Raw genomic sequence first — 23367 nt, forward strand, 5'->3', positions numbered from 1 at the left:
TAAATTTAATGACGACACCTAAATTTGCGCAAATAAAACAATTCATTGTTGATAAAATTCGCAGCGGTACGTGGCAAGAAAACCAACGTGTTCCCTCTGAAAACGAACTAAGTAGTCAATTTAGTGTCAGCAGAATGACAGCCCGCCGAGCACTAAGCGAGTTAACCGAGGCAGGTATTTTAACCCGCAGCCAAGGGTTAGGTACATTTGTAGCCACATTTAAATCGCAGTCATCGTTACTCGAAATAAAAAACATTGCTGATGAAGTAAAGGAACGTAACGGCAACTACACCTGTAGTGTACTTATACTTGAATCAATAAATGCAGTCGCACCTATTGCCATTGCACTTGGTGTTGAGATTGACAGTGTTGTATATCGAAGTGTACTCGTGCATAACGAAAACGACAGCCCCTTGCAGCTAGAAGAGCGTTTTGTAAACCCTGCACTTGCGGCTGGTTACTTACAACAAGACTTTAGCACGCTTACACCTCATGAGTATCTATCTAGTGTTGCACCACTTACCCAAGCGAGGCATACCGTAGAGGCTATTATGCCAAACAGCGAAATGTGCCAATGGTTAAACTTATATAACGAAGAGCCATGCTTACAAGTTATTCGACGCACATGGTCTATTAACGGCATTGTAAGCTTTGCGCGCCTTGTATCACCAGGCAGTAAATATCGCTTAGGTGGTCACTTAACATTTAAAAAATAACAAACAATAGCGCTTACTGCGCTTTTTTTATAACAAATCACCTTGTATATACAACAGGAGCAAAACATGAACAACCGACTCGACACAAGTCGCGTAATACGTGCACCTCATGGCGATAAAATAAGTGCTAAAAGCTGGCAAACTGAAGCTGCTAAGCGCATGCTAATGAATAATTTAGACCCTGAAGTAGCAGAACATCCTCATGCACTTGTTGTATATGGTGGTATTGGCCGAGCAGCCCGCGATTGGCCAAGTTATGACAAAATTATAGAAACCCTCGATAGACTCGAAAGCGACGAAACCCTACTTGTACAATCAGGAAAACCCGTTGGTGTATTTAAAACCCACAGTAATGCCCCTCGTGTACTTATTGCCAACTCAAACCTTGTTCCACACTGGGCAAATTGGGAGCACTTTAACGAGCTCGATAAAAAAGGCTTGATGATGTACGGACAAATGACAGCGGGTTCTTGGATTTATATTGGCTCGCAAGGCATTGTACAAGGCACTTACGAGACCTTTATAGCCATGGCAAAGCAACATTTTTCAGGCAGTGCTAAAGGCAAGTGGGTATTAACGGGTGGCCTTGGAGGTATGGGCGGTGCGCAACCACTTGCCGCTACAATGGCAGGGTTTAGTGCGCTAGTTGTTGAATGTGATGAAAGCCGTATCGATTTTCGTATAAAAACAGGCTACGTTGATGTAAAAGCAACGAACCTTGAACACGCACTGCAATTAATAACCGACGCGTGCATAAAAGGTGAAGCCCTATCAGTTGGCCTACTTGGTAACGCTGCCGATGTATTTAGTACACTGGTTAAAACAGGTATTACACCTGATGTAGTCACAGATCAAACATCAGCTCACGATCCATTAAATGGTTACTTACCACAAAACTGGACAATGGAGCACGCAGCAAAAATGCGTGAGCAAGATCCAAAAGCGGTAGTAAAAGCGGCTAAACAATCAATGGCAGTCCAAGTTAGAGCGATGTTGGCGCTGCAAAAAGCGGGGGCAGCAACAACAGACTATGGCAATAATATTCGCCAAATGGCGTTTGACGAGGGCGTTACCAACGCGTTTGATTTTCCTGGGTTTGTACCCGCCTATATTCGCCCTTTATTTTGTGAAGGTATTGGCCCATTTAGATGGGTTGCTTTATCGGGCGATCCAGAAGATATTTATAAAACCGATGCAAAAGTAAAAGAGCTCATTCCTGATGACGCACATTTACATAATTGGCTTGATATGGCGCGTGAACGTATTCAATTTCAAGGCCTGCCAGCACGTATTTGCTGGGTTGGACTAAAGGATAGAGCACGCCTTGCACTGGCTTTTAACGAAATGGTTAAAAATGGCGAACTTAAAGCCCCTATCGTTATTGGTCGTGACCACCTCGACTCGGGCTCAGTTGCCAGCCCTAACCGCGAAACAGAAAGTATGAAAGATGGCTCAGATGCGGTATCGGACTGGCCATTACTCAATGCACTGCTTAATACGGCAAGTGGCGCTACTTGGGTGTCTCTTCATCATGGTGGCGGTGTAGGTATGGGGTTTAGTCAGCACTCTGGTGTGGTTATTGTTGCCGATGGTACAAATGAAGCTAAAGAGCGTATTGCTCGCGTACTTTGGAACGACCCTGCAACAGGTGTAATGCGCCATGCTGATGCTGGGTACGACATAGCAAAGAACTGCGCCAAAGAACAAAATTTAGACCTACCTATGCTAAACGAGGAATGATCATGTTCGAACTTACTCTCACACCAGGCTCACTTAATTTAAACACACTGAGAAAAATTAATAATTCACCGGTAAAGTTAAGCCTTGCAAAGCATGCTGAATCGCAAATAGCAGCAAGCGCGCAAACCGTTCAAAACGTTATTAATGAGCACCGCACTGTATACGGGATTAACACCGGGTTTGGGTTATTAGCTAATACCAAAATAGCCGACGACGAACTTGAATTATTACAGCGCTCCATTGTGCTTTCACACGCTGCGGGCATTGGCGAATACATGGATGACAGCACAGTAAGGTTAATGATCACCTTAAAAGTAAACTCGCTTTCGCGCGGCTACTCGGGTATTCGCCTGCAAATAATCCAATTTTTTATGCAGCTGCTTAGTAGCGAAGTATATCCGTGCGTGCCTAAAAAGGGCTCTGTGGGGGCATCGGGGGATTTAGCCCCTCTTGCGCATATGTGCCTACCTTTATTAGCTGAAGGTCAAATGCGACATAAAGGAAAAATAATTAGTGCAGCACAAGGGTTAAAAATAGCGGGGCTTGAACCTCTTACCCTTGCAGCTAAAGAAGGCTTAGCATTATTAAATGGCACACAAGCGTCGACTGCGTTTGCACTACAAGGCCTATTTAGAAGCGAGAACTTATATGCACAAAGCTGCGTTATCGGCTCGATAAGCATAGAAGCAGCAATGGGTAGTCGCGCGCCATTTGATGCACGTATTCATGATATTCGTGGTCAGCGCGGACAAATAGACACCGCTCAAGTATTTAGAGAGCTACTCGATACGCACTCTCAAATTAGTGATTCCCACGTAAATTGTGAAAAAGTACAAGATCCATACTGCCTTCGCTGCCAACCTCAAGTGCTAGGAGCTTGCCTAACTCAGATACGCCAAGCCGCAGAAGTATTGTTATGTGAGTCAAACGGTGTAACCGATAATCCGCTAGTTTTTGCCGATGTAGGCGACATAATATCGGGAGGTAACTTTCATGCAGAGCCAGTTGCAATGGCCGCCGATAACTTAGCTATCGCAATTGCCGAAATTGGTGCATTAGCAGAAAGGCGAATTGCATTACTTATCGATTCAAACCTATCCAAATTACCGCCATTTTTAGTTGAAAACGGCGGGGTAAATTCAGGTTTTATGATTGCTCAAGTTACCGCTGCAGCGCTTGCGTCAGAAAACAAATCATTAGCACATCCGGCTTCGGTCGATAGCTTGCCTACATCTGCAAATCAAGAAGATCATGTATCTATGGCAACCTTTGCAGCAAGGCGCTTAGATGAAATGGCCAATAATACCCAAGGCGTTTTGGCAATAGAATGGTTAGCATCGGTTCAAGGGCTAGAATTTAGAAAGCCGCTTGAACCATCACATAAAGTGCAAAGCGCTAAAGCGTTATTACGCGAGCATGTGAGTTATTATGATAAAGACCGCTACTTTGCTCCCGATATCGAAGCTGCTAATACATTACTAAGTGAAGGTAAGCTATGCGACTTCATAGAGAGCAGCCCCCTGCCTTCAGCATATTAAATACCATATTGGTAAGTAAAGCCTAGCGCTTCAATAGCTGAGCCAATAACTTTGCGCTCAGCTTTATCATCACTGGTAAAGCGTGGTAACTCGCCACCATGTTCTGCACACTTCACTGCGTAGTATTCAGCTTTTTTTGGGTGCGCAGGATTAACAACATTATAAATATTTTGCCCTACTTGCCAGTGCTCTATCACCGCAAAAACAGCATTAATTACATCTTGTTGATGCACCATATTTACTACTTGCTCACTTGATGTATTAAGCTCTTTGCCTGCCACAAAACGACCCGGTTCTCTATTAGGCCCTAGTAATCCAGCTAAACGCAGCACTTTCCCGTCTTGCTCAAGTACTTGCTCTTCTGCCTCATAGAGCTTTATTTGGCGCTCGTTTGTGCATGAAATATCGCAACTTTCGCTATATACACCAGGCTCTTGATCGTATACCCCGGTTGATGAGCATAATAAAAAGCCCTTTGCGTTTAACTCCTTTGAGAGCTTAAGCGCTGCGGTGAGTGTTTCAGGATAATTACTTTCACTGTCCCTGCTACGTGGTGGAATAGCACATACCCAATAAGCATTTTGTAAATCAACTTGATGTCTTAATTGCCCATCTTCAAGTGTAAACTGACGCTCAAAATCAAACTCGTGTATATCTGTTCTATGCGTTCCTTGTACTTGCCAATCAGCTTTTTGCGCACTTACGCATAAAGCATGTCCTAACCAACCTGCACCTAATACTACTAATTTATTACTTTTATTTGTCATTTTTGTATAAGCCTTTATTTTAAACGCATAATTAGTTCTTTCTATCTAACTTTATAGAGATTTTAAGTAAGATATGATTAGATATAATTTCATAAATAATAAAAATATGCGCACTCATGCTAAATAATTTATCATTACGGAAGAAAATATTATTATTGATTGGTGGAACAATTACCGTTTTACTAATTATCGCCTCAACATTCTTTGTTAAACACATTGCCAACCTCTCTAGAGAAAACATAGAAAACGAAGCACAAAGTTATCTACAGACCGAGCAACTTTCAATGCAAAGTTACTTTGCAATGTACGGTAAAATGGTATCAACCTTTGTTAATAACCCACATTTAATCAACTTTTTTGAAAATTGGGATACTCGCGATCAAGCACTCGAAAGCGCGCCAGGTTACAACGAAGTAAACCAAGACTTTGTGCGTTTAAGCTCAAACGACGAAAACATTTTATCGGCCTTTTTTGCCTCAGCAACCACCGGTGAATACTTTAAAGAAAATGAACGTACAAGTCACTACAACGGCCAGCCTTATTACGCCTACAAGCGTGGTTGGTGGCAAGAAGCCATGCAAGTTAACAAACTTTATGTAGGTCCAATCTCTGTTGATTTAACCACAGGCGTAGCATCTGCAGTAGTACAACAACCTGTTTATAACGCACAGCGTAAACTCATTGGTATGGGCGGTGTTGATTTACAACTAAACAAAATTAACGACATGGTCGAAAATATTCGCTTTAACGGCCAAGGTTATGGATTTTTACTCGATGGAAATCAAAAAGTAGTTCACTTTTCAAAAGCCACTGGACACAAACTTTCAATTACAGATGAAGGTGCAAACGGTAAAGAAGGACTCGATGCGCTTGAGCAACAATTTACAGATACAGCAGGCTTTAAAGAATTAAATACACAAATGCGAAATAACCTTAAAGGCAGCCAAATGGTTACTTTTAAAGGTGAGCAGTTTTATGTGGTTTACCATCGCTTACAGCTAGATCAGCCTTATATAGATTGGTATGTAGGTCTACTTATTCCTACTAGCATGATTGAAGAGCCCGTAAATGCCGCAGTAACCGCAACAACAACTGCAGTAGTTATTATCTTAATTATTATATTAGCCATGATTTTATGGGCTACCCATATGATTTCAAAACCCATCACAACACTTACGCACATTATGCGTGATATAGCATCGGGTGAAGGCGACCTTACTCAAAAAATTGATATTAATAGCCAAGATGAAGTGGGACAGCTGGCCAATCATATGAACACTTTTATTGATAAATTACGCGCCATGATGCTAGAAACCGCAGCGCAAGCAGAACAGCTAAGTAATGCAGCAGCTCAGCTAAGACATGTTTCTGAGCAAACTAATTCTGAAATTCAGCAAGAGAAGCAGCAAGTTGATAGCGTCAGCGCCGCGGTAACTGAAATGGCGACTACTGTGCTTGAAATATCACGTAATGCACAACATACAAATAATGCAGCTGAAGAAGTTCAGGCAATTACAGCTGAAGGTGCAAGCCGTTCTACACAGGCGCAAAAAGTAATGACTGAACTGGCGTTGCATATTGGCGAAGCATCTAAAGTGGTTGCAGGCCTTGAGCAAGAAAGTAATAATATTGGTGCATTAGTCGATGTAATTAATTCAATAGCCGATCAAACCAACTTACTTGCACTTAATGCGGCTATAGAGGCAGCTCGTGCCGGTGAACACGGTCGAGGCTTTGCCGTTGTTGCTGATGAAGTACGCTCACTAGCAAGTCGCACACAAGAATCAACTGACGATATTCGTAATATGATTTCGCGCTTGCAGCAAATAGCTCAACAGGCCTCAGTGATGATGCAACAAGGACAAGATCAAACCGAGGGCTCAGTACTGCAAACTAAAGAAGTACTTAGCTCACTTCACAATATTGCGCAGTCGGTCACTAAAGTACAAGACCAAAGTCATCAAATAGCAACGTCAACTGAGGAGCAAACAGTCGTTGCTGAAGATATTAATACGAGCCTTTCGGCAATTAATAACTTAGTGAACAGTACCGCTGATCATGCACATACCCTCGCTGACGAAGCTCGTGACTTAAGTGATCTAGCTGCGGCACTTAACAAAACGGTTAACCAATTTAAATTATAAAACACTCATTTAATAGCTGTGTTTAAGCGTCAAACTTAAGCGCAGCTATAACCCTTGTTTTTAATTTATTTAGCACCATATCTTTACAGTTCGCTGCTATTTTTACTGTAATTGAGTAATACAAAGTTATTTTTACGAACCAGATCAAATTTTTCGATTTTATACACAGATCTTTTTATTGAGATAGTTTGTTGTTTGGCAGAGTCTGGTATAGTAGCGCACGTAATAAACAGTGCTTTTTGAGCGGTTTAATACAATATTGCTAATTAATATGTTCTAAGTGTTATTTAAAAGCACATATTAATTACCAATTGTTAAAAATGGGTTAGCCGATACTCGGCTGACAAAGAATACATTGTAACGGTTTTATCATGATATCTAATTTATTTACCAAGCTTTTTGGTAGTCGCAATGACCGCACTATTAAAAACTTAAGAAAGACGGTCGCGCTAATCAATGCGCTAGAAACGCAACTTGAAGCGCTTTCTGATGAAGATTTAAGAGCTAAAACAGCTGAGTTTAGAGAACGTTACGATAACGGACAAGGCCTTGACGATATCCTACCTGAAGCTTTTGCTGTGGTACGTGAAGCGTCAAAGCGTGTAAATGGCATGCGTCATTTCGACGTGCAGTTATTAGGTGGTATGGTTTTACATCAAGGTCGCATTGCAGAAATGCGTACCGGTGAAGGTAAAACACTAACAGCTACCCTACCCGCTTATTTAAACGGCTTAACAGGCAAAGGTGTTCACGTAATTACTGTGAATGACTACCTTGCTAAACGTGATGCTGAAACCAACCGTGCGTTATTTGAATTTTTAGGCCTTACTGTAGGCTGTAACGTACCGGGTATGATGCCACAGCAGAAGAAGCTAGCTTATACTGCTGACATTACGTACGGTACAAATAACGAATTTGGTTTTGACTACCTTCGCGATAATATGGCTTTTAGCATTGATGAACGTGTTCAGCGTCCATTATTTTATGCCGTAGTCGATGAAGTGGATTCAATCTTAATTGATGAAGCGCGTACTCCGCTTATTATTTCAGGCCCAGCTGAGGACAGCTCTGAGCTATACACTGAAATAAATACCATCGTTCCTTTACTTGAACTTCAAGAAAAAGAAGACGAAGAAGGTGTTGAAGGCGACGGCGATTACACTATTGATGAAAAGTCTAAGCAAGTTCATTTAACAGAACGTGGTCAAATTAAAGTAGAAGAGCTACTTACTGAACGCGGCTTAATTGAAGAAGGCGATTCGCTTTACTCAGCAGCAAGTATTACGCTACTAAGTCACGTTTATGCCGCCCTTCGTGCCCACAAGCTATACCAAAAAGATGTTGATTACGTAGTAAAAGAAAACGAAGTAATCATTATCGATGAGCATACTGGTCGTTCAATGGAAGGTCGTCGTTGGTCAGAAGGTTTACACCAAGCTGTTGAAGCTAAAGAAGGTGTAAATATTCAGAACGAAAACCAAACACTTGCATCTATTACGTTCCAAAACTACTTCCGTTTATACGAAACATTAGCAGGTATGACAGGTACTGCCGATACTGAAGCTTTTGAGTTTCAATCTATCTACGGCCTAGATACTGTTGTTATGCCAACTAATAAGCCAATGGTTCGTGATGATCGCGCCGACTTAGTTTACCTAACACAAGAAGAAAAATACGAAGCAATTTTAATTGACATTAAAGACTGTCAAGACCGCGGACAACCGGTACTTGTAGGTACTATTTCAATTGAAAGCTCTGAGTATTTATCGCAGTTTTTACGCAAAGAAAAAATTAAGCACAACGTACTTAATGCCAAATTTCATGCGCAAGAAGCAGATATCGTTTCAGATGCTGGCCTACCAGGTACAGTAACAATTGCAACCAACATGGCCGGTCGTGGTACCGATATCGTGTTAGGTGGTAACTGGAACAGTGAAGTTGAAAAACTTGAAAACCCAACTGCTGAGCAAATTGCTGAAATTAAAGCTGCTTGGAAAATTCGCCATGATGCGGTAATTGATGCTGGCGGTTTACATATCATTGGTACTGAACGTCACGAATCTCGTCGTATAGATAACCAATTACGTGGTCGTTCTGGTCGTCAAGGTGACGCCGGTTCTAGTCGTTTCTACCTATCGATGGACGATGCACTAATGCGTATCTTCGCTGGTGAACGCATGACTAATATGATGCGTAAACTAGGTATGCAACGCGGTGAAGCAATTGAACATCCATGGGTAAACCGTGCGATTGAAAATGCACAGCGTAAAGTAGAAGCACGTAACTTTGATGTTCGTAAGCAATTGCTTGAGTACGATGATGTAGCAAACGATCAACGTCGCGTTGTTTACTCTCAACGTAATGAGCTACTTGAAGAAGGCGATATTTCAGAGACTATCACAGCAATTCGTGGTGATGTTCTTGCTAGTGTAATTGATCAATACATTGCACCACAAAGCCTTGCTGAAATGTGGGATATTCCTGGCCTTGAAGAGCGTTTAAAACAAGACTTCTTACTTGAGTTGCCAATCACTCAGTGGTTAGCAGATGACAATAAACTATACGAAGAAAAACTTCGTGAGCGTATTGAGCAGGCGGTTGAGCAGTCATACAAGCAAAAAGAAGAGCAAGTTGGCGATTCTGTTTTACGTCAATTCGAAAAAGCGATTATGCTACAAAGTCTTGATCAGCATTGGAAAGATCACCTTGCTGCTATGGATCACTTACGTCAAGGTATTCATTTACGTGGTTACGCGCAAAAGAATCCTAAGCAAGAGTATAAGCGTGAATCGTTTGAGCTGTTTTCTGAAATGCTTGAAAACTTGAAAGTAGATGTTGTAAGCATCCTAAGTAAAGTACAAGTACGCGCAGAAGAAGATGTTGAAAAAGTAGAAGAGCAACACCGTAAAAGTGAAAATGCTCCTCGCGAATACCAACATGAAGAAGCTGAGCAAGTAGGTGGCGAAGCGCCAGCACCAGAAACAGCTACTGTAATGGCTCGTACAGAACCAAAAGTAGGTCGTAATGACCCTTGTCCTTGTAAATCAGGTCAAAAATTCAAACAATGTTGCGGTAAATTAAAATAGCCCAGTATTGTTATTAGCTTATTAAAAAGCGGCGCTAGCGTCGCTTTTTTTTATGGAGTTTTAAAGTAATGACTATAGAAATTGTACATGTAGCTGTTGGTGTTATTAAGAAAAATAACGCTATATTCATTTGTAAACGCGCAGATGAACAACATCAAGGCGGTTTATGGGAATTTCCTGGTGGCAAAGTAGAAGCAGGTGAAAGTGTTTTTGTTGCACTTAAACGCGAGCTTATTGAAGAAGTTGGATTAACAATTCACAGCTCTAGCCAACTTATGGTGATTGAACATGACTACGGCGATAAGTGCGTTAAATTAGATGTGCACGTAGTGAGTAACTTTAGCGGTGAAGCACATGGCGCTGAAGGACAACCTAGTGAATGGGTAGCAATTAGTGAATTAGAAAATTATGATTTTCCTGAAGCTAATGCTGAAATTATCGAGAAAATAGTAGCCCGATACGCATAACAAACTAGGTACAAGTGAGCACAATGAACATCTCAATACAAAATAAGCTAAGCGAACAATTAGCATTAAATCCTGAGTTAACTCAAGTTAGTGTGATTGGTAGCGGCCATATAAATAGTACATGGCTACTTACGTGTATTGATAAACAGTTTATTGTGCAAAAACTTAATACTGAGGTATTTAAATACCCTGCTCAGTTAGTAAGTAATGCAAAACTAATTGAGCAGCATTTAAATACCAAACAACTACAAAGCAACTACCCCCTTGAAACAGTTAAGCATATAGCCATACAAAACAACGAACACTTAATAGAAATTGATAGCGCGCATTATCGCGTCCTTAGCTATATTAGTGACAGTTACAGCGAAGACGTTGTTAAAAATGCGCAACAGAGCGAGCAAGCGGCTTACGCCTTTGGCGTATTCGCCCATGCATTACAAGATTTTGATGCACAACAACTACATATTGTAATCCCTGATTTTCATAACTTAGCGATGCGCTTTGAGCAATTAAATACCGCAATCACAAATAACTCTGTAAATAGAGTAAAGCACTGCGCTGACGAAATAGAATATTGCTTATCGCAGCAGCATTTAATTACCGAGCTTAGTAGTATAGCTAAGCAGATACCACTTAGAGTGTGTCATAACGATACAAAAATAAATAATATGCTGTTTTGTAGTGCAACTCACAAAGCAAAAGCAGTGATTGATTTAGATACCTGCATGGCGGGATTTAGGCTTTATGATTTTGGCGACATGGTACGCACTTTCTGCTCCCCCGAAGCCGAGGATTCAACAAACTTACACAACGTTATTATTCGAAAAGATATATTTTCAGCCATTGTTAAAGGCTATGTAACGCCATTAAAAAGTAGCATGAGTACAAAAGAACAAGAAAGCCTGCTGCTAGGCGCTAAAATAATGCCGCTCATGTTAAGTGTGCGCTTTTTAACTGATTACCTAAATAACGATGTGTACTTTAAAGTGGCTCATGCAGAGCATAATTTAGAGCGAGCACAAAACCAACTCGCGCTTTATAAAAACATACTCAGTAACAAAAAATGGATGCACCAATACTTAATGAGCTAAAGCTTATTTAACCTGAACTCTGGTTAAGAGATTTATTAACGTATTGAATCATGGTGATATTTAAATTTATTTTCTCTAGTCAGAGATTTTTAGTGAAAACAAGGCGAATTTACGCGTCAATAGCTGGCCTATTGCAAGTAAATTCAACGCAGTTAGCGCTGAAAATAGCTGCTTGAGGTAGATTTATTATCCATAGTTCAGGTTATTTACAAATTCAAGATACAAAAAAACCAGTAAGCTAAAAACTTACTGGTTTTTTATTAACTTTAAATCAGTCTATTTAGTAAATTACCAAATTTTTACGCGATCTTCTGGTTTGATATACATTTTATCACCTTCTTTTACGTCAAACGCTTCGTAAAACTCAGGCATATTCGACAAGATACCGATTACACGGTAGTGACTTGGTGAATGAGGGTCTGTTAATAAACGATTACGTAACTCTTCATCGCGATAGTTACGACGCCAAATTTGTGACCAACCCATAAAGAAGCGTTGATCGCCTGTGTAACCATCAATCACTGGTGATTTTTTATCACCTAAAGACAGCATATACGCTTTATGCGCAACCGTTAAGCCACCTAAGTCACCAATGTTTTCGCCAAGCGTTAGCTCGCCATTAACACTTGCATCTTCAAACGGTTTATATTCGTTATACTGTGCAACTAAAGCCGCTGTACGCTCTTCAAATTGCTTAAGGTCAGTCTCACTCCACCAGTTACGTAAGTTGCCATCACCGTCGTATTTAGCACCTTGGTCGTCAAAACCATGACCAAGCTCATGCCCAATTACTGCACCAATTGCGCCGTAGTTTACAGCATCATCCGCTTCTAAATTAAAGAATGGCGGTTGTAAAATAGCTGCTGGAAATACAATTTCGTTGTTTACTGGATTGTAATACGCATTTACTGTTTGCGGAGTCATGTGCCACTCAGAGCGATCAACTGGTTTACCCAATTTAGCAATCATGTCTGCGTATGCCCATTCGCTATAACGAATGTAGTTACCTACTAGCTCATCTGAGTTAATATCCAGCTCTGAGTAATCTTTCCACGTGTCTGGGTAACCAATTTTAGGTGTAAATTTGTCTAGTTTTTCTTTCGCTGCAAGCTTTGTTTCAGGGCTCATCCACTCAAGATTTTCAATAGCAACACCGTAACCTTTAATTACGTTATCAACTAATTCTTCCATGCGTGCTTTTGCTTCTGGCGGGAAGTTATCTTTAACGTATACCTTACCTAATATTTCACCAAGTACACTGTTAGATGCATCAACCGCTTGCTTCCAAAGAGGTGCTTGTTCTTCTACGCCACGAAGTGTTGTGCTGTAAAAGTCAAAGTTAAGGTTAACTAAATCTTCACTAAGTAGCTCTGCATAACCACTTACAAAATGAAATTTTAAGTAGTTTTTCCACGTCGCTAAATCAGTGTCTTTGTAAATAGTAGCAAGTGCTTCTAAGTAGCTTGGTTGACGTACAATAATGTCACTTGCACTCACGCCTGCATCTTTAAAGAATGCAGCTAAATCAAGGTCACCCATCAACTTGCTTGCATCTGCTACTGTCATCTTGTTATAAGATTTAGTTGCATCACGGCTTTGCACACGGCTCCACTGAGCATCAGCTAGTGTTTTTTCAAATGCAAGTACGCTCTTAGCAGCTTCTGCTGCATTTTTAACGCCTGACTTAGCTAAAACATCAGTGATGTATTGCTCGTAAGAAGCGCGAATTTTAGTGAATTTTTCGTCATCTTTTAAGTAATAGTCACGATCTGGTAAACCAAGACCCGACTGAGATAAATACAATGCATACTCGCTTGAGTTTTTAGCATCGTTATTTACAAACCAACCAAACGGTAAAGTACCGCCTTGTTTTTGAATTTTAGCCATTAAACCCACTAAATCAGCTTTAGATTTAACGCTATCAATTGTATCTAATGACGGTTGTAATGGCGTAATACCTAGCTCATTACGCGCATCTTTATTCATATAGCTTTTATAAAATGCGCCAATTTTATACTCATCGCTGCCTTTTTTAGCGGCCTTATTCGCGGCTGCGTTTTCAAGGGCAATTTTCATCGCTTTTTGTGACTCATCATATAGCTGCGAAAAAGAACCGTAGTTAGACTTATCACCTGGTATTTCAGTTTTAGCTAACCACTGACCATTTACATGGTAATAAAAATCGTCTTGTGCGCGTACTGAACTATCCATATTAGCTAGTTCAATACCAAGCTCTAGTGGTTTTTCAGCGGGTGCTGTTACTACTGGAGTGTCGGTTACTTTAGTTTCTTGTTGTTTTTCACCACAACCTACCAAGCCAAGCGCAAGTGCGATACTTGCAGCAGCCATTGTTACTTTATTCATAATTATTCCGTTTGTTAGTTAGAATTGAATCATACCAATCTGCTTATATATGGGGTCTATTTAACGTTAAGAAAATTACGCTAGAACCAGGCAAAAGTTTTTGTATCTAGTTGCTCTAAATAAAAAATTTTTAACGACGTTATAGTGCAATTTAATTCGTTAAATTGATCAAAGACTTATGCAGGTTGGTATCACATACCAACTCCATTAAATTCTTGAATATAGCAGGAGTAAAAATAGCACTGCCTACACGCTTTTACTTAATGGAATGGGTATCAAAGAGCTTTCGATCAATATAAAGCCCACGCAGTATCATAAACCTCATTAAGCCAACAATAAAATGGAATATGTAACAAAGTATTTTGAATGCGGTGAGCTGCCAAATTAGCCCCACCAATAACAAGATGGTGGGTAGTTAAGACTTACTTTTATTTTTTCCGTGAAGCGCTAAACGCTCTAGTTTTTCTTTTAAAGAAGGGGGTGCAGAAGATGCTATCGCGTTTAAGTAATCCGCTGTTTGCTCACTCATTTTACGTGAGTTGGTAACTGCAGGACTGCCCGACTTATTCGCTGTACTTAATCTCTGAGTTGCTTGAGGATTTGCAGTTATTTTTATTTGCCCGAGCTCTGCCATTCCGGCAGCTCTAAAATGTGAAAGCATATCCATTTTCAAATAATTAAGTCTAAGCGCGATAGGTGCAGATACAGCCTCTATCATTAGCGTGCCGTCTCGGTAATTACTGACTCGGCATTTATCACCCAACTTAGGACCCAAAAAATCTTTTAATAGGGTTTGCTGTGTATCAAGTGCTTGGCTTTTGCCTGCATAAGCTGATAAACGATTATTTAACCCCGCCATAATATCGGTTAGCGGTTTTGGTGCATATCTATCTTTAGCCATTTTACACCTCGTAAAAGCTCACTTAGACCCAGAGATAATACTCTAGGTCTAAGTATACACTGCGTATTAATACTACGCGCCGGCTATTTGCATTTGCTCTATTAATACTGAGCCAGTTTGAATACCACCACGGCGTTCGATGTCACCACCAATAGCAGATATGCCTTTAAACATATCTTTTAAATTACCAGCAATGGTAATTTCGCTTACAGGATATTGGATTTCACCATTTTCAACCCAAAAACCAGCAGCACCACGAGAGTAATCACCCGTTACGGTATTTACGCCCTGCCCCATTAGCTCTGTAACTAATAAGCCGGTGCCCATCGTTTTTAATAGTGCAGTTAAATCGTTATGAGTTTGCTCAACAAGCCAGTTATGTATACCGCCAGCATGCCCTGTTGGGGTCATATTCATTTTACGCGCGGCATAACTTGCTAATAAATAAGTTTGTAGCTCGCCGCCTTGAATAATTTCCCTATCGAATGTTTTAACGCCTTCGCTATCAAACGGTGACGACGCCAACCCTTTTAAAATATGTGGGCGCTCGGCAATATTCACACAATTACTAAATACTTGTGTGCCTAAGCTATCAAGTAAAAAACTTGATTTACGATAAAGCGCACCACCACCAATTGCCGACACTAAGTGACCAAATAATGAATTTGCAATATCGGCTCTAAAAATAACAGGCACTTTCATTGTGCCTAACTTTTGGCTATTTAATTTAGCCAATGTTTCAGCTGCTGCTTCAAGCCCAACTGCCGCTGCGTCATTTAAACCCGCTTGGTCGCGGGCAACAGTATAAGCAGAGTCGCGTTGCATCTGCTCGCCATCTTGACCAATTACCATAGTACTAATGCTATGACGAGTGCGTGGAAAGCCAGTTATCAAACCATGGCTGTTACCATAAACACGTAATCCTTGGTGAGATGAAAAACTCGCACCATCAGAGTTAACAATGCGCTCATCTGCGTTTAATGCAGCTTGCTCAGCAGCATGACAAAGCTCAATACCTTCTTCAGGGCTTACATCCCAAGGATGGTATAAATCTAAATCTTTAGGATTAAATTCAAGCAATTCTTTATCAGCAACGCCGTTAAATGGGTCATCCGATGTAAATTTGGCTATATCAATCGCTTTTTCGACTACCATGCGCAATGTTTTTGGATTTAAATCAGCTGTCGATGCTGAGCCTTTATTATTACCAACATATACACTAATGCCTAAGCCGCCGTCTTGGTTAAACTCAATGGTTTCTACTTCACCCATTCGTGTACTAACCGATAAACCAGACGTGCTAGACATAGCCGCTTCTGCAGCTGTTGCGCCTAATTTTTTGGCATGTTCGAGTACTTCTGCTACCGCATCTTTAACTTGCGATATTTGAGAATAAATTGGATCGTTTTGTTGGCTTTTCATAAATTAAGTCCTGAGCCTTAGAGGCATAATGCACGCATTTCTTATATTTAAATGCTAACACACTCAATGCATCACATCAGCTAATATTCCTAAGTATCATATTCATGTATAATGGCAAAAGTTATTTTTATTTAAGAGCACCCCATGGCAAAGAAAAAAGGCAAGCCTGCTGAAATTGAAGAAGAAATTGAATATGTATCAAGAACGGAGCTTAAGCGCGAAGCGCAAGAGTTTCATCAGTTAGGTACTGAAATTGCCAAAATGGGTAAAAAACAGCGCGAACGCCTGCCATTAAATGACGATTTAAAAGCGGCAATGGTTGTTGCTGATAAAATAAGTAATAAAAGTGACGCGTACCGCCGTCACTTAAACTACATCGCTAAAACGTTGCGTACTGTAGAAAACATTGACGCTATTAGAGCGATTATCGATGTAATGCTTAATAAAAATAACCAAGCTGAAGTATTGGTCAAAAAAATTGAGCAATTACGTTCAGACCTAATTGAACAAGGTGATGACCTTATCAATGAGACTATTGAACAGTTTCCGTCTCTTGATCGTCAGCAAATGCGTCAATTGGTTCGTAATGCGGCAAAAGAAGCGAAAGCTGAAAAGCCGGGTAAAGGTTATAAAGAGTTATTTCAATATCTCAAAGATGCCCATACTGTTACGTATTAATTAGACCGCATTAATTGATATTTTATTAAAAAAGGTGCTTCGGCACCTTTTTTGTTATAGATCAAACCGCCTCACTGCGTACTTTTTTATAATCACCCCCTAAATAAATACTTAGGTGCGCGTGATGATTAAACTTCCACAATGGGATCAAACCCTAATAAACAAATATAATGTGTCTGGCCCGCGTTATACCTCGTATCCCACAGCTCTATCACTGCGTGATGGATATCAACAACAAGACCTACTTAGCGCTGTAGAATCATCAACGAGCCGTTCACTTTCTCTATATATTCATATCCCGTTTTGTAGTCAGCTTTGCTACTACTGTGGCTGTAATAAAATAATTACCCGCCATCAATCTAAGGCAGATACGTATCTCGACTTTTTAGCAAAAGAAATTACTGCCCAAGCGCCTTTATTTAAAAGCTACACGGTTGAGCAATTACATTTAGGTGGCGGTACTCCCACCTTTTTAACCGCAAAACAAATGACTCGTCTAATTAAGCTTTTAGAGCAGCACTTTAATTTTACAAGCACAACAGAGCGCGGCATTGAAATAGACCCACGCTCACTTGCCGATAATATGCTCGTTGATTTAAGGATGCTTGGCTTTAACCGTGTCTCATTTGGGATTCAAGACTTTAACGACGACGTGCAACTTGCTGTTAATCGCCCGCAAAATGCAGATACGGTCAAGCAATTAATTACACAAGCTCGCGAGCTGGGATTTCAATCTATTAATGCAGATATGATTTACGGGCTTCCTCTGCAAACGCCAGAGAGCTTTAAGCAAACTATAGAGCAACTTATTGAGTTAAGCCCTGACCGAGTATCGGTGTTTAACTACGCGCATTTACCAGAGCGCTTTGCCGCACAGCGTAAGATTAAAGATGCAGATTTACCCAGTGCACATAATAAACTCACTATGTTTAAAAACACGCTGGAGCAGATGACGCAAGCAGGCTATCAATTTATTGGTATGGACCACTTTGCAAAAACCGATAACGAACTAGCTATTGCGCAAAATGAAGGCAAGTTACATCGTAATTTTCAAGGTTATACAACCCATGGAAATTGTGATTTATTAGGCTTAGGCGTGTCATCAATTTCGCAAATTGACAGTGCCATTTTACAAAATCAAAAAGAATTAAAACATTATTACCACAGCATCGAAACACAAATCGGCTGTGCTCTTAATAAAGCTATGCACTTAACGCATGATGATGTAATTCGTGCTGATGCAATTAAGCAGCTCATTTGCCAGTTTGAATTAGATATACAAGACTTTAGCGAAAAGCATGCGCTTATATTTAATGACTACTTTGAGGATGCGTTAATTGCGCTTACGCCACTTATAAAAGATGAACTAGTCACTATAAATGATAATAAAATTAGCGTAACGCCACGCGGCAACTTATTCATTCGTATTATTTGCATGTGCTTTGACGCTCATTTACAAAAACAAATAAATGCGACGCGTTTTTCGCGAGTGATTTAGCAGATCACTAATTTAATGCAATTAGTATGAAAATTTTTACGCATAAAAAAAGCAGACCAAGGTCTGCTTTTTTTGAGTACTCGAAAAACTAAAGCTAGTTAAAAACCACTTTATCGCTGCCAGGAGCGGCTTTAAACTCGATGATAATTTTAGCGCAATCGGCTTTAACTTCATCTTTAAGTGTTTCTTCAGCTTGCCAGCGAGCTTTATCTAGCTTAAAAATTTCTTTTTTAGCATATTTTTTACGTGCATCGTGTGTCGGCATTTCTTTAACTACCCGGTACATTTTATAAATGCCAGGATATTGTGTCGTTAAATCACGCTCGCTCTCAAAGCCATATTGAGACATAAGTACCCAAATACGTAAACAGCCTTCAGAAAACTCACACTGCTCTTCATTCATTGCACGCGCAATTAAATGAATACTATCGGCTAGTTTGGCATTTCGCTTTAAACGCGACTTCTCAAGCTTTTGCTTTTGTTCAGCCTGCGTTTTAGCAATTAACTTTTTTTGCGCATTTAACTTATACAGCAACTGACCCGCATAAAATGCCAGACCAACTATTATAGCAGCGCCTAAAAGTAAGGCTAAAATTACCGCGGTACTCATTATTTATCCTTACTATTTGTCGTCTTCATCTAACCATTCGTTGGCTAAATCGTCAGATAAGTATTGATCGAAATCAGAATTGCCTTTGCTTTCAATATCATCTTCAAGGTCATCTTCAAATTCGTCTTCATCCTCGTCTTCAATACCAAGAATTTCACATAACGCCTGATGGCGAGCAATACGGCTATTAAAGTACTTAGCATCTTTACCAGTTAGCATTTCACCTTCTTCATGACGCTCTACTAGTTTAAGTAAACGCTCGTCATTCTCAAGTGCTTCTAGCTCTTGTTCAGGTGTAAATTCAGGCTCGATTACCTTTTTCAGCTCAATAGTTGGCTTTAAGTTGCGTTTCATTTCAACTTTAGGCTCAGGCGCAGTTGCAATTAATGGTACCGGCTTTTTACTGCCTACACGCTTATCTTTCGGCGCGTGACCAGCATTATGGCTTTCGCTATCTAGTAAATCTGGCGCGTTACGAGAACCTGGCTTAGCACCTTTGGTTTTTTTAACTCGCTGCTCTTTTAATGCGCGCATTTCTTTAAGCTTATCTTGGCTTAAACGAACAGGTCCGTTTGCTGGGCTTTTGCGTGACTTTTTAGTTCTACTCATATCTTGATCATCTCACTTAAGAGGTTTTGAGCGAAGCGCAAATTAATGGGCATCGCAGTGCTGGCCTAGCCAGAAGAATTCAGTTTGCGCTTAGAGGTTGGGTCTCTCATTTAAAAGCGCCTTAGCTAATTAATCGCTAATTTTAAACGGTGGGTATTGTAACAGGACAAATAAAAAGGCGGTAGAGAAAACATCTCTACCGCCTGCTAATCTGAGCGCCATTATCTGGACACTTCTCCCTTCGACTTTTTTTAGTCTTTATTATTTTTATTATTATCAGTCCGTATTGTTATTATTTTTACGTTCCTTGTTACATTCCATTTTGTTTTTATTATTAAACTTCCATGAGTTTTTTATTATTTTCGGTCATCCTGACACTTTTTTATTATTTCCTTTAGTAGCACTAATCTTATGCTATGTAGTCATGCCGCGTTACTTTCCTTGATAGTTATTTCCGTTTTGTTATTGTTGTTTTGCGACAGTGGTTAATTTACTCGTTAATGATTTTGTTACAACTGGTTTATATAACTTTTATTATCTTTATTACATTGAGATATAAAAATAAACATAAATTACAATAAGTTAATCAATAATCAAAAATAAAAAGAAGACTTTTCTTACAACCAGACATGGTCAATGTCTTACATTAAAACGGACGATATCGTTAATTTTTGACACAAAAAAAGCAGCCTAGGCTGCTTTTTTTAACACATTGTAGTTTATTTATTATTAACTGCTAAATAAATACGACTTTAGTGTAAGCCACCTAAATACTGAGAAAGTACTTCGATGTCTTTATCTGTTAATTTTTTTGCAATATCGCCCATCATGCCATTTAAGTCATTATGACGAGTACCATCACGGAATTTTTCAAGTTGAGCCTTGATATATCCTGGATGCTGAAAAGAAATTTTTGGAAACTTAGCAAGTGACGAGCCATTACCACGTGGGCCATGACATGCTGCACATGATGGAATTCCACGTTCTGCATCGCCTGCTTTAAAAAGCATCTCGCCAACTTCAACAACATCTTTAGGTGTAGCACCTTCAGTCATGTTCATTGAAGAAAAATAAGCAGCTAGATCTTTCATGTCTTGCTCGCTAAGTGGCATAGCCATAGCGCTCATTACTGGATCCATACGCCCTTCTTTGCCGCCTGACGTCATACCTAATTTTAAATCCTGAAGTTGCTTAAGGATATAATCTGGATGTTGACCTGCAATTTTAGGGTAAATATTAACCGGCGCATTACCGTCTGGGCCGTGACAAGCCGCACACGTTGCTGATTTTTCTTTACCTGCGTTTACATCGCCATCAAATGCTGTTGCGTTGCTTGCTGACAACGCACCAAGCAATATTGTTAAAGATAGTGCTATTTTTTTCATGGTGAATTCTCTGTTTCCGACCCTGTATCATCTACAATCGTGATGTTGTAATACATATATTCTACACGATAATAAATTCTCTGGCACGTTTTCTACACATATTAAGCTTATAATTTACAGGGTTTTGACTTAGATTAAGCTTTAACATGTTTTAAATGTACCATAGGTGCTGTTTTTAGGTGGTTAAATACGCTTTTTAATACATCCTTTATAGTATAAAATACGCGCCCTGAGTGAATTTGGTTTACTCAACGTTATTTATTTAAGTTTTAGGAGAGCCTGTGCTCAAATCTCGTATCAAATATAATACTGCGTCTTTCGTAACAAGCGCTCCCGACATTACTAAATTACCTGCTGATACGGGAATTGAAGTTGCGTTTGCCGGTCGCTCCAACGCAGGTAAGTCGAGTGCATTAAATGCATTAACCGATCAGAAGCTAGCACGTACAAGTAAAACACCTGGACGTACTCAGCTAATCAATACATTCGATTTAGCTGATGTTGACGATATGCGCCTTATCGATTTACCAGGCTATGGTTTTGCTAAAGTACCAATCGAAATGAAAAAGAAATGGCAAAAATCGCTAGGCGAATACCTACAAAAGCGTCAAAGCCTAAAAGGTATTGTTATTTTAATGGATATTCGTCATCCATTAAAAGATTTAGACCGCGATTTAATTAATTGGGCTATTGGTAGTGAAATTCCAGTATTGGCACTATTAACTAAAGCCGATAAATTAAAGCAAGGCCCTCGTAAATCACAAGTACTGCAAGTTCGTCGTGAATTAAGCACGCTTGATGGGGATATTACAGTTCATGCATTTTCATCATTAAAAGGCACGGGTTTACCAGAAGTAGCTAAAAAACTAGATGAATGGTTTTTAGGTCCTGTTATTGCTGTACCACCTACCGATGAAACAATCACAGACGAAACTAACCCAGAGGCTTAAACGCTGGCGTTACGATAAATAAAACTGCTTTCCTGCAGATTTAATAAAATAGCCGAGTTTATCAGACTCGGCTTTTTCAGCCCACTGATAATATACGCTTCGCGCAACACGCGCACTACAGCCATAAGGTAGCTTTAGATAAGGTACTTTTGACCCTTTATAGTCTTTTATAACTAAAGGCTGCTGAGCGCTCACCAACCAGTGCCTAGCTAAATTATCAATACAACACAACACCTGCCCTTGCACTGTATTTTCAAAACGCCAATCAACAATAATAAACGGCGCATCATCAACCGTTATTGTTATTTTTTCGACAGGTGTTTTTAAATAAAATTGCTCACCTTCTTTACATAGAACAGAAGCAAACAGCTTCACCATGGCTGGGCGTGTTATTTCGCTGCCATCGTAAAACCATTTCCCCTTATGATTAATGACAATTGGCAGTTCACCACAATGATTAGGCTGCCAACTATCAAAAGGTTTGCTTGGCTCGCTTAATTGCTTGCTAAGCTCACTTAAAGAAATCACTGTTTTTTAAGTGTAATTGCGAATGTAACAGGCACTGCTGTTGCAATTGAAGGTAAGCCCGCTAGCTCTTGCAGCTTTTTAACGCCTTCGGTTACACCAAAATCATCACTATTAATAATAATAGGTGTTAATGATGATACCGTTAAATCACCACTTTGCGTGCTGTTAACGAGTACATCAATTGCCAATGGCTTTTTATTACCGTGAAAATCAAGCTCAGCTTTAATACCCTTTAATACATATTGACCAGGCTTTTTAATATTGCTCAGTTCTTTAGTTAAATTTGCAGTTAAAACAGCATTTGGAAATTTAGCCGCTTCGAATAAAAATGTCGTTAAACGCTCATTACGAATAGGAATTAGAGTTTCAGCTGATGTTAAATCAACATTAACGCTAAACTCGCCTTTATCAGAAAGCATACCTTCAAGGTTAGTAAAATGGTGAGCTTCAGCAATCGAATCTTTTTTAATTGAAACAAAGCTTAGTTGGCTTTTATCATTCACTAGCTGCCAATTGGCCTGAGCAACATTAGAAATAACTAAACTTGATAAAGAAAAACCTGCAATAGCTAATGCTTTAAACATAACGCACTCCTTAGTAATAAAATGAAAAGAATAAAAATAATATCACTTCGATGGTATCACCTGCGATGTACCCAAACCACCTCGAAATGACGAATGAATAATACAATTGGTATAGCGCAATAAAGAATTAATTAGATAGGATTTTCAGGCGTAAAACAAAAAACGGCCCACCAAACAAGTTGGTAGGCCGGTATAGCAAACTGGGGAGAAGCTATCAATTTGTTGCACCCTTTCAGATGCATCATCAACAGGATGTCCTACAGGATAGGACAGGCGGGACTTTAACAAA

At 39.8% G+C, this 23367-nt stretch carries 19 protein-coding genes; 10 read left to right on the top strand and 9 right to left on the bottom strand.

Annotated features, from left to right (window positions below):
* The first annotated feature begins 8 nt into the window (after positions 1 to 8).
* From hutC to hutH, 3 genes are all read left to right on the top strand, one after another.
* Entirely contained in the window at positions 9 to 716 is a 708-nt protein-coding gene (hutC, locus tag I6F50_RS07095) for a histidine utilization repressor (RefSeq protein ID WP_007582045.1), read from the top strand.
* Positions 717 to 782: 66 nt separating this feature from the next.
* Positions 783 to 2456: a urocanate hydratase gene (gene hutU, locus I6F50_RS07100; RefSeq protein ID WP_007582046.1), complete on the top strand. Its 1674-nt coding sequence runs from the start codon at positions 783 to 785 to the stop codon at positions 2454 to 2456.
* 2 nt (positions 2457 to 2458) lie between these two features.
* Positions 2459 to 3994 carry a histidine ammonia-lyase gene (hutH, locus tag I6F50_RS07105; protein WP_165739477.1) on the top strand — a complete coding sequence of 512 codons (1536 nt, stop codon included), beginning with the start codon at positions 2459 to 2461 and terminating at the stop codon, positions 3992 to 3994.
* Here the strand turns inward: hutH and I6F50_RS07110 are convergent.
* The gene (locus I6F50_RS07110; RefSeq protein WP_165739475.1) at positions 3991 to 4761 is read right to left on the bottom strand and encodes an NADP-binding protein; all 771 of its coding nucleotides are present in this window, start codon (positions 4759 to 4761) and stop codon (positions 3991 to 3993) included. The two genes, hutH and I6F50_RS07110, sit on opposite strands and share 4 nt — an antisense overlap.
* A gap of 116 nt (positions 4762 to 4877) precedes the next feature.
* Here I6F50_RS07110 and I6F50_RS07115 point away from each other — a divergent pair, with 116 nt between their 5' ends.
* The 4 genes from I6F50_RS07115 to I6F50_RS07130 all read left to right on the top strand — a co-directional run bounded on the left by I6F50_RS07115 (position 4878) and on the right by I6F50_RS07130 (position 11549).
* Positions 4878 to 6905, top strand: a complete 2028-nt coding sequence (locus I6F50_RS07115; protein WP_165728099.1) for a methyl-accepting chemotaxis protein — start codon at positions 4878 to 4880, stop codon at positions 6903 to 6905.
* Positions 6906 to 7276: 371 nt separating this feature from the next.
* Positions 7277 to 9991, top strand: coding sequence for a preprotein translocase subunit SecA (gene secA / locus I6F50_RS07120; RefSeq protein ID WP_007582061.1), 2715 nt, complete (start codon positions 7277 to 7279; stop codon positions 9989 to 9991).
* 68 nt (positions 9992 to 10059) lie between these two features.
* Positions 10060 to 10458: an 8-oxo-dGTP diphosphatase MutT gene (mutT, locus tag I6F50_RS07125; RefSeq protein WP_007582062.1), complete on the top strand. Its 399-nt coding sequence runs from the start codon at positions 10060 to 10062 to the stop codon at positions 10456 to 10458.
* 23 nt (positions 10459 to 10481) lie between these two features.
* The gene (locus tag I6F50_RS07130; protein ID WP_165728098.1) at positions 10482 to 11549 is read left to right on the top strand and encodes a phosphotransferase enzyme family protein; all 1068 of its coding nucleotides are present in this window, start codon (positions 10482 to 10484) and stop codon (positions 11547 to 11549) included.
* 288 nt (positions 11550 to 11837) lie between these two features.
* Here the strand turns inward: I6F50_RS07130 and I6F50_RS07135 are convergent, their stop codons facing one another.
* The 3 genes from I6F50_RS07135 to pmbA form a co-directional block, all read right to left on the bottom strand.
* Entirely contained in the window at positions 11838 to 13913 is a 2076-nt protein-coding gene (locus tag I6F50_RS07135) for a M13 family metallopeptidase (RefSeq protein WP_165728097.1), read from the bottom strand.
* A gap of 415 nt (positions 13914 to 14328) precedes the next feature.
* The gene (locus I6F50_RS07140; protein ID WP_024589904.1) at positions 14329 to 14814 is read right to left on the bottom strand and encodes a DUF721 domain-containing protein; all 486 of its coding nucleotides are present in this window, start codon (positions 14812 to 14814) and stop codon (positions 14329 to 14331) included.
* A gap of 72 nt (positions 14815 to 14886) precedes the next feature.
* Entirely contained in the window at positions 14887 to 16236 is a 1350-nt protein-coding gene (gene pmbA, locus I6F50_RS07145; protein WP_007582066.1) for a metalloprotease PmbA, read from the bottom strand.
* A gap of 144 nt (positions 16237 to 16380) precedes the next feature.
* Between pmbA and yjgA the strand changes: the two genes are divergently transcribed.
* Both yjgA and hemN read left to right on the top strand, forming a co-directional pair.
* Positions 16381 to 16914: a ribosome biogenesis factor YjgA gene (yjgA, locus tag I6F50_RS07150; protein ID WP_007582068.1), complete on the top strand. Its 534-nt coding sequence runs from the start codon at positions 16381 to 16383 to the stop codon at positions 16912 to 16914.
* Positions 16915 to 17038: 124 nt separating this feature from the next.
* On the top strand, positions 17039 to 18412 hold the full coding sequence (hemN, locus tag I6F50_RS07155; RefSeq protein ID WP_197175822.1) for an oxygen-independent coproporphyrinogen III oxidase: 1374 nt from the start codon (positions 17039 to 17041) through the stop codon (positions 18410 to 18412).
* A gap of 94 nt (positions 18413 to 18506) precedes the next feature.
* Here hemN and I6F50_RS07160 read toward each other — a convergent pair whose 3' ends face one another.
* The 3 genes from I6F50_RS07160 to I6F50_RS07170 all read right to left on the bottom strand — a co-directional run bounded on the left by I6F50_RS07160 (position 18507) and on the right by I6F50_RS07170 (position 21016).
* Positions 18507 to 19022 carry a DUF2489 domain-containing protein gene (locus tag I6F50_RS07160; RefSeq protein ID WP_197140513.1) on the bottom strand — a complete coding sequence of 172 codons (516 nt, stop codon included), beginning with the start codon at positions 19020 to 19022 and terminating at the stop codon, positions 18507 to 18509.
* Positions 19023 to 19034: 12 nt separating this feature from the next.
* A complete protein-coding gene (gene yihI, locus I6F50_RS07165) occupies positions 19035 to 19631 on the bottom strand; it encodes a Der GTPase-activating protein YihI (RefSeq protein WP_007582074.1) in 597 nt (198 codons plus the stop codon).
* 752 nt (positions 19632 to 20383) lie between these two features.
* A complete protein-coding gene (locus tag I6F50_RS07170) occupies positions 20384 to 21016 on the bottom strand; it encodes a cytochrome c (RefSeq protein ID WP_007582080.1) in 633 nt (210 codons plus the stop codon).
* A gap of 281 nt (positions 21017 to 21297) precedes the next feature.
* Between I6F50_RS07170 and yihA the strand changes: the two genes are divergently transcribed.
* On the top strand, positions 21298 to 21966 hold the full coding sequence (yihA, locus tag I6F50_RS07175; protein ID WP_007377272.1) for a ribosome biogenesis GTP-binding protein YihA/YsxC: 669 nt from the start codon (positions 21298 to 21300) through the stop codon (positions 21964 to 21966).
* 9 nt (positions 21967 to 21975) lie between these two features.
* On the opposite strand, the gene I6F50_RS07180 is transcribed toward yihA, so the two are convergent.
* Both I6F50_RS07180 and I6F50_RS07185 read right to left on the bottom strand, forming a co-directional pair.
* Positions 21976 to 22494, bottom strand: coding sequence for a DUF1285 domain-containing protein (locus tag I6F50_RS07180; RefSeq protein ID WP_165728095.1), 519 nt, complete (start codon positions 22492 to 22494; stop codon positions 21976 to 21978).
* Complete coding sequence (locus I6F50_RS07185; RefSeq protein ID WP_007582084.1) at positions 22491 to 23078, bottom strand: YceI family protein; 588 nt, start codon at positions 23076 to 23078, stop codon at positions 22491 to 22493. The genes I6F50_RS07180 and I6F50_RS07185 overlap by 4 nt, the downstream gene beginning before the upstream one ends.
* Between the last annotated feature and the right edge of the window lie 289 nt (positions 23079 to 23367).

This window comes from Pseudoalteromonas sp. NZS127_1 (assembly GCF_015864295.1).
Lineage (GTDB): Bacteria > Pseudomonadota > Gammaproteobacteria > Enterobacterales > Alteromonadaceae > Pseudoalteromonas > Pseudoalteromonas arctica.

What these genes read in the sequence shown, in the direction of transcription:
- hutU (WP_007582046.1), top strand. Translation starts at nt 783, where the DNA reads ATGAACAACCGACTCGACACAAGTCGCGTAATACGTGCACCTCATGGC.
- secA (WP_007582061.1), top strand. Translation starts at nt 7,277, where the DNA reads ATGATATCTAATTTATTTACCAAGCTTTTTGGTAGTCGCAATGACCGC.
- pmbA (WP_007582066.1), bottom strand. Translation starts at nt 16,236, where the DNA reads ATGAAAAGCCAACAAAACGATCCAATTTATTCTCAAATATCGCAAGTT.
- I6F50_RS07160 (WP_197140513.1), bottom strand. Translation starts at nt 19,022, where the DNA reads ATGAGTACCGCGGTAATTTTAGCCTTACTTTTAGGCGCTGCTATAATA.
- hutH (WP_165739477.1), top strand. Translation starts at nt 2,459, where the DNA reads ATGTTCGAACTTACTCTCACACCAGGCTCACTTAATTTAAACACACTG.
- I6F50_RS07130 (WP_165728098.1), top strand. Translation starts at nt 10,482, where the DNA reads ATGAACATCTCAATACAAAATAAGCTAAGCGAACAATTAGCATTAAAT.
- yihI (WP_007582074.1), bottom strand. Translation starts at nt 19,631, where the DNA reads ATGAGTAGAACTAAAAAGTCACGCAAAAGCCCAGCAAACGGACCTGTT.
- I6F50_RS07170 (WP_007582080.1), bottom strand. Translation starts at nt 21,016, where the DNA reads ATGAAAAAAATAGCACTATCTTTAACAATATTGCTTGGTGCGTTGTCA.
- I6F50_RS07140 (WP_024589904.1), bottom strand. Translation starts at nt 14,814, where the DNA reads ATGGCTAAAGATAGATATGCACCAAAACCGCTAACCGATATTATGGCG.
- I6F50_RS07185 (WP_007582084.1), bottom strand. Translation starts at nt 23,078, where the DNA reads ATGTTTAAAGCATTAGCTATTGCAGGTTTTTCTTTATCAAGTTTAGTT.
- I6F50_RS07110 (WP_165739475.1), bottom strand. Translation starts at nt 4,761, where the DNA reads ATGACAAATAAAAGTAATAAATTAGTAGTATTAGGTGCAGGTTGGTTA.
- I6F50_RS07135 (WP_165728097.1), bottom strand. Translation starts at nt 13,913, where the DNA reads ATGAATAAAGTAACAATGGCTGCTGCAAGTATCGCACTTGCGCTTGGC.
- hutC (WP_007582045.1), top strand. Translation starts at nt 9, where the DNA reads ATGACGACACCTAAATTTGCGCAAATAAAACAATTCATTGTTGATAAA.
- hemN (WP_197175822.1), top strand. Translation starts at nt 17,039, where the DNA reads ATGATTAAACTTCCACAATGGGATCAAACCCTAATAAACAAATATAAT.
- I6F50_RS07115 (WP_165728099.1), top strand. Translation starts at nt 4,878, where the DNA reads ATGCTAAATAATTTATCATTACGGAAGAAAATATTATTATTGATTGGT.
- yjgA (WP_007582068.1), top strand. Translation starts at nt 16,381, where the DNA reads ATGGCAAAGAAAAAAGGCAAGCCTGCTGAAATTGAAGAAGAAATTGAA.
- mutT (WP_007582062.1), top strand. Translation starts at nt 10,060, where the DNA reads ATGACTATAGAAATTGTACATGTAGCTGTTGGTGTTATTAAGAAAAAT.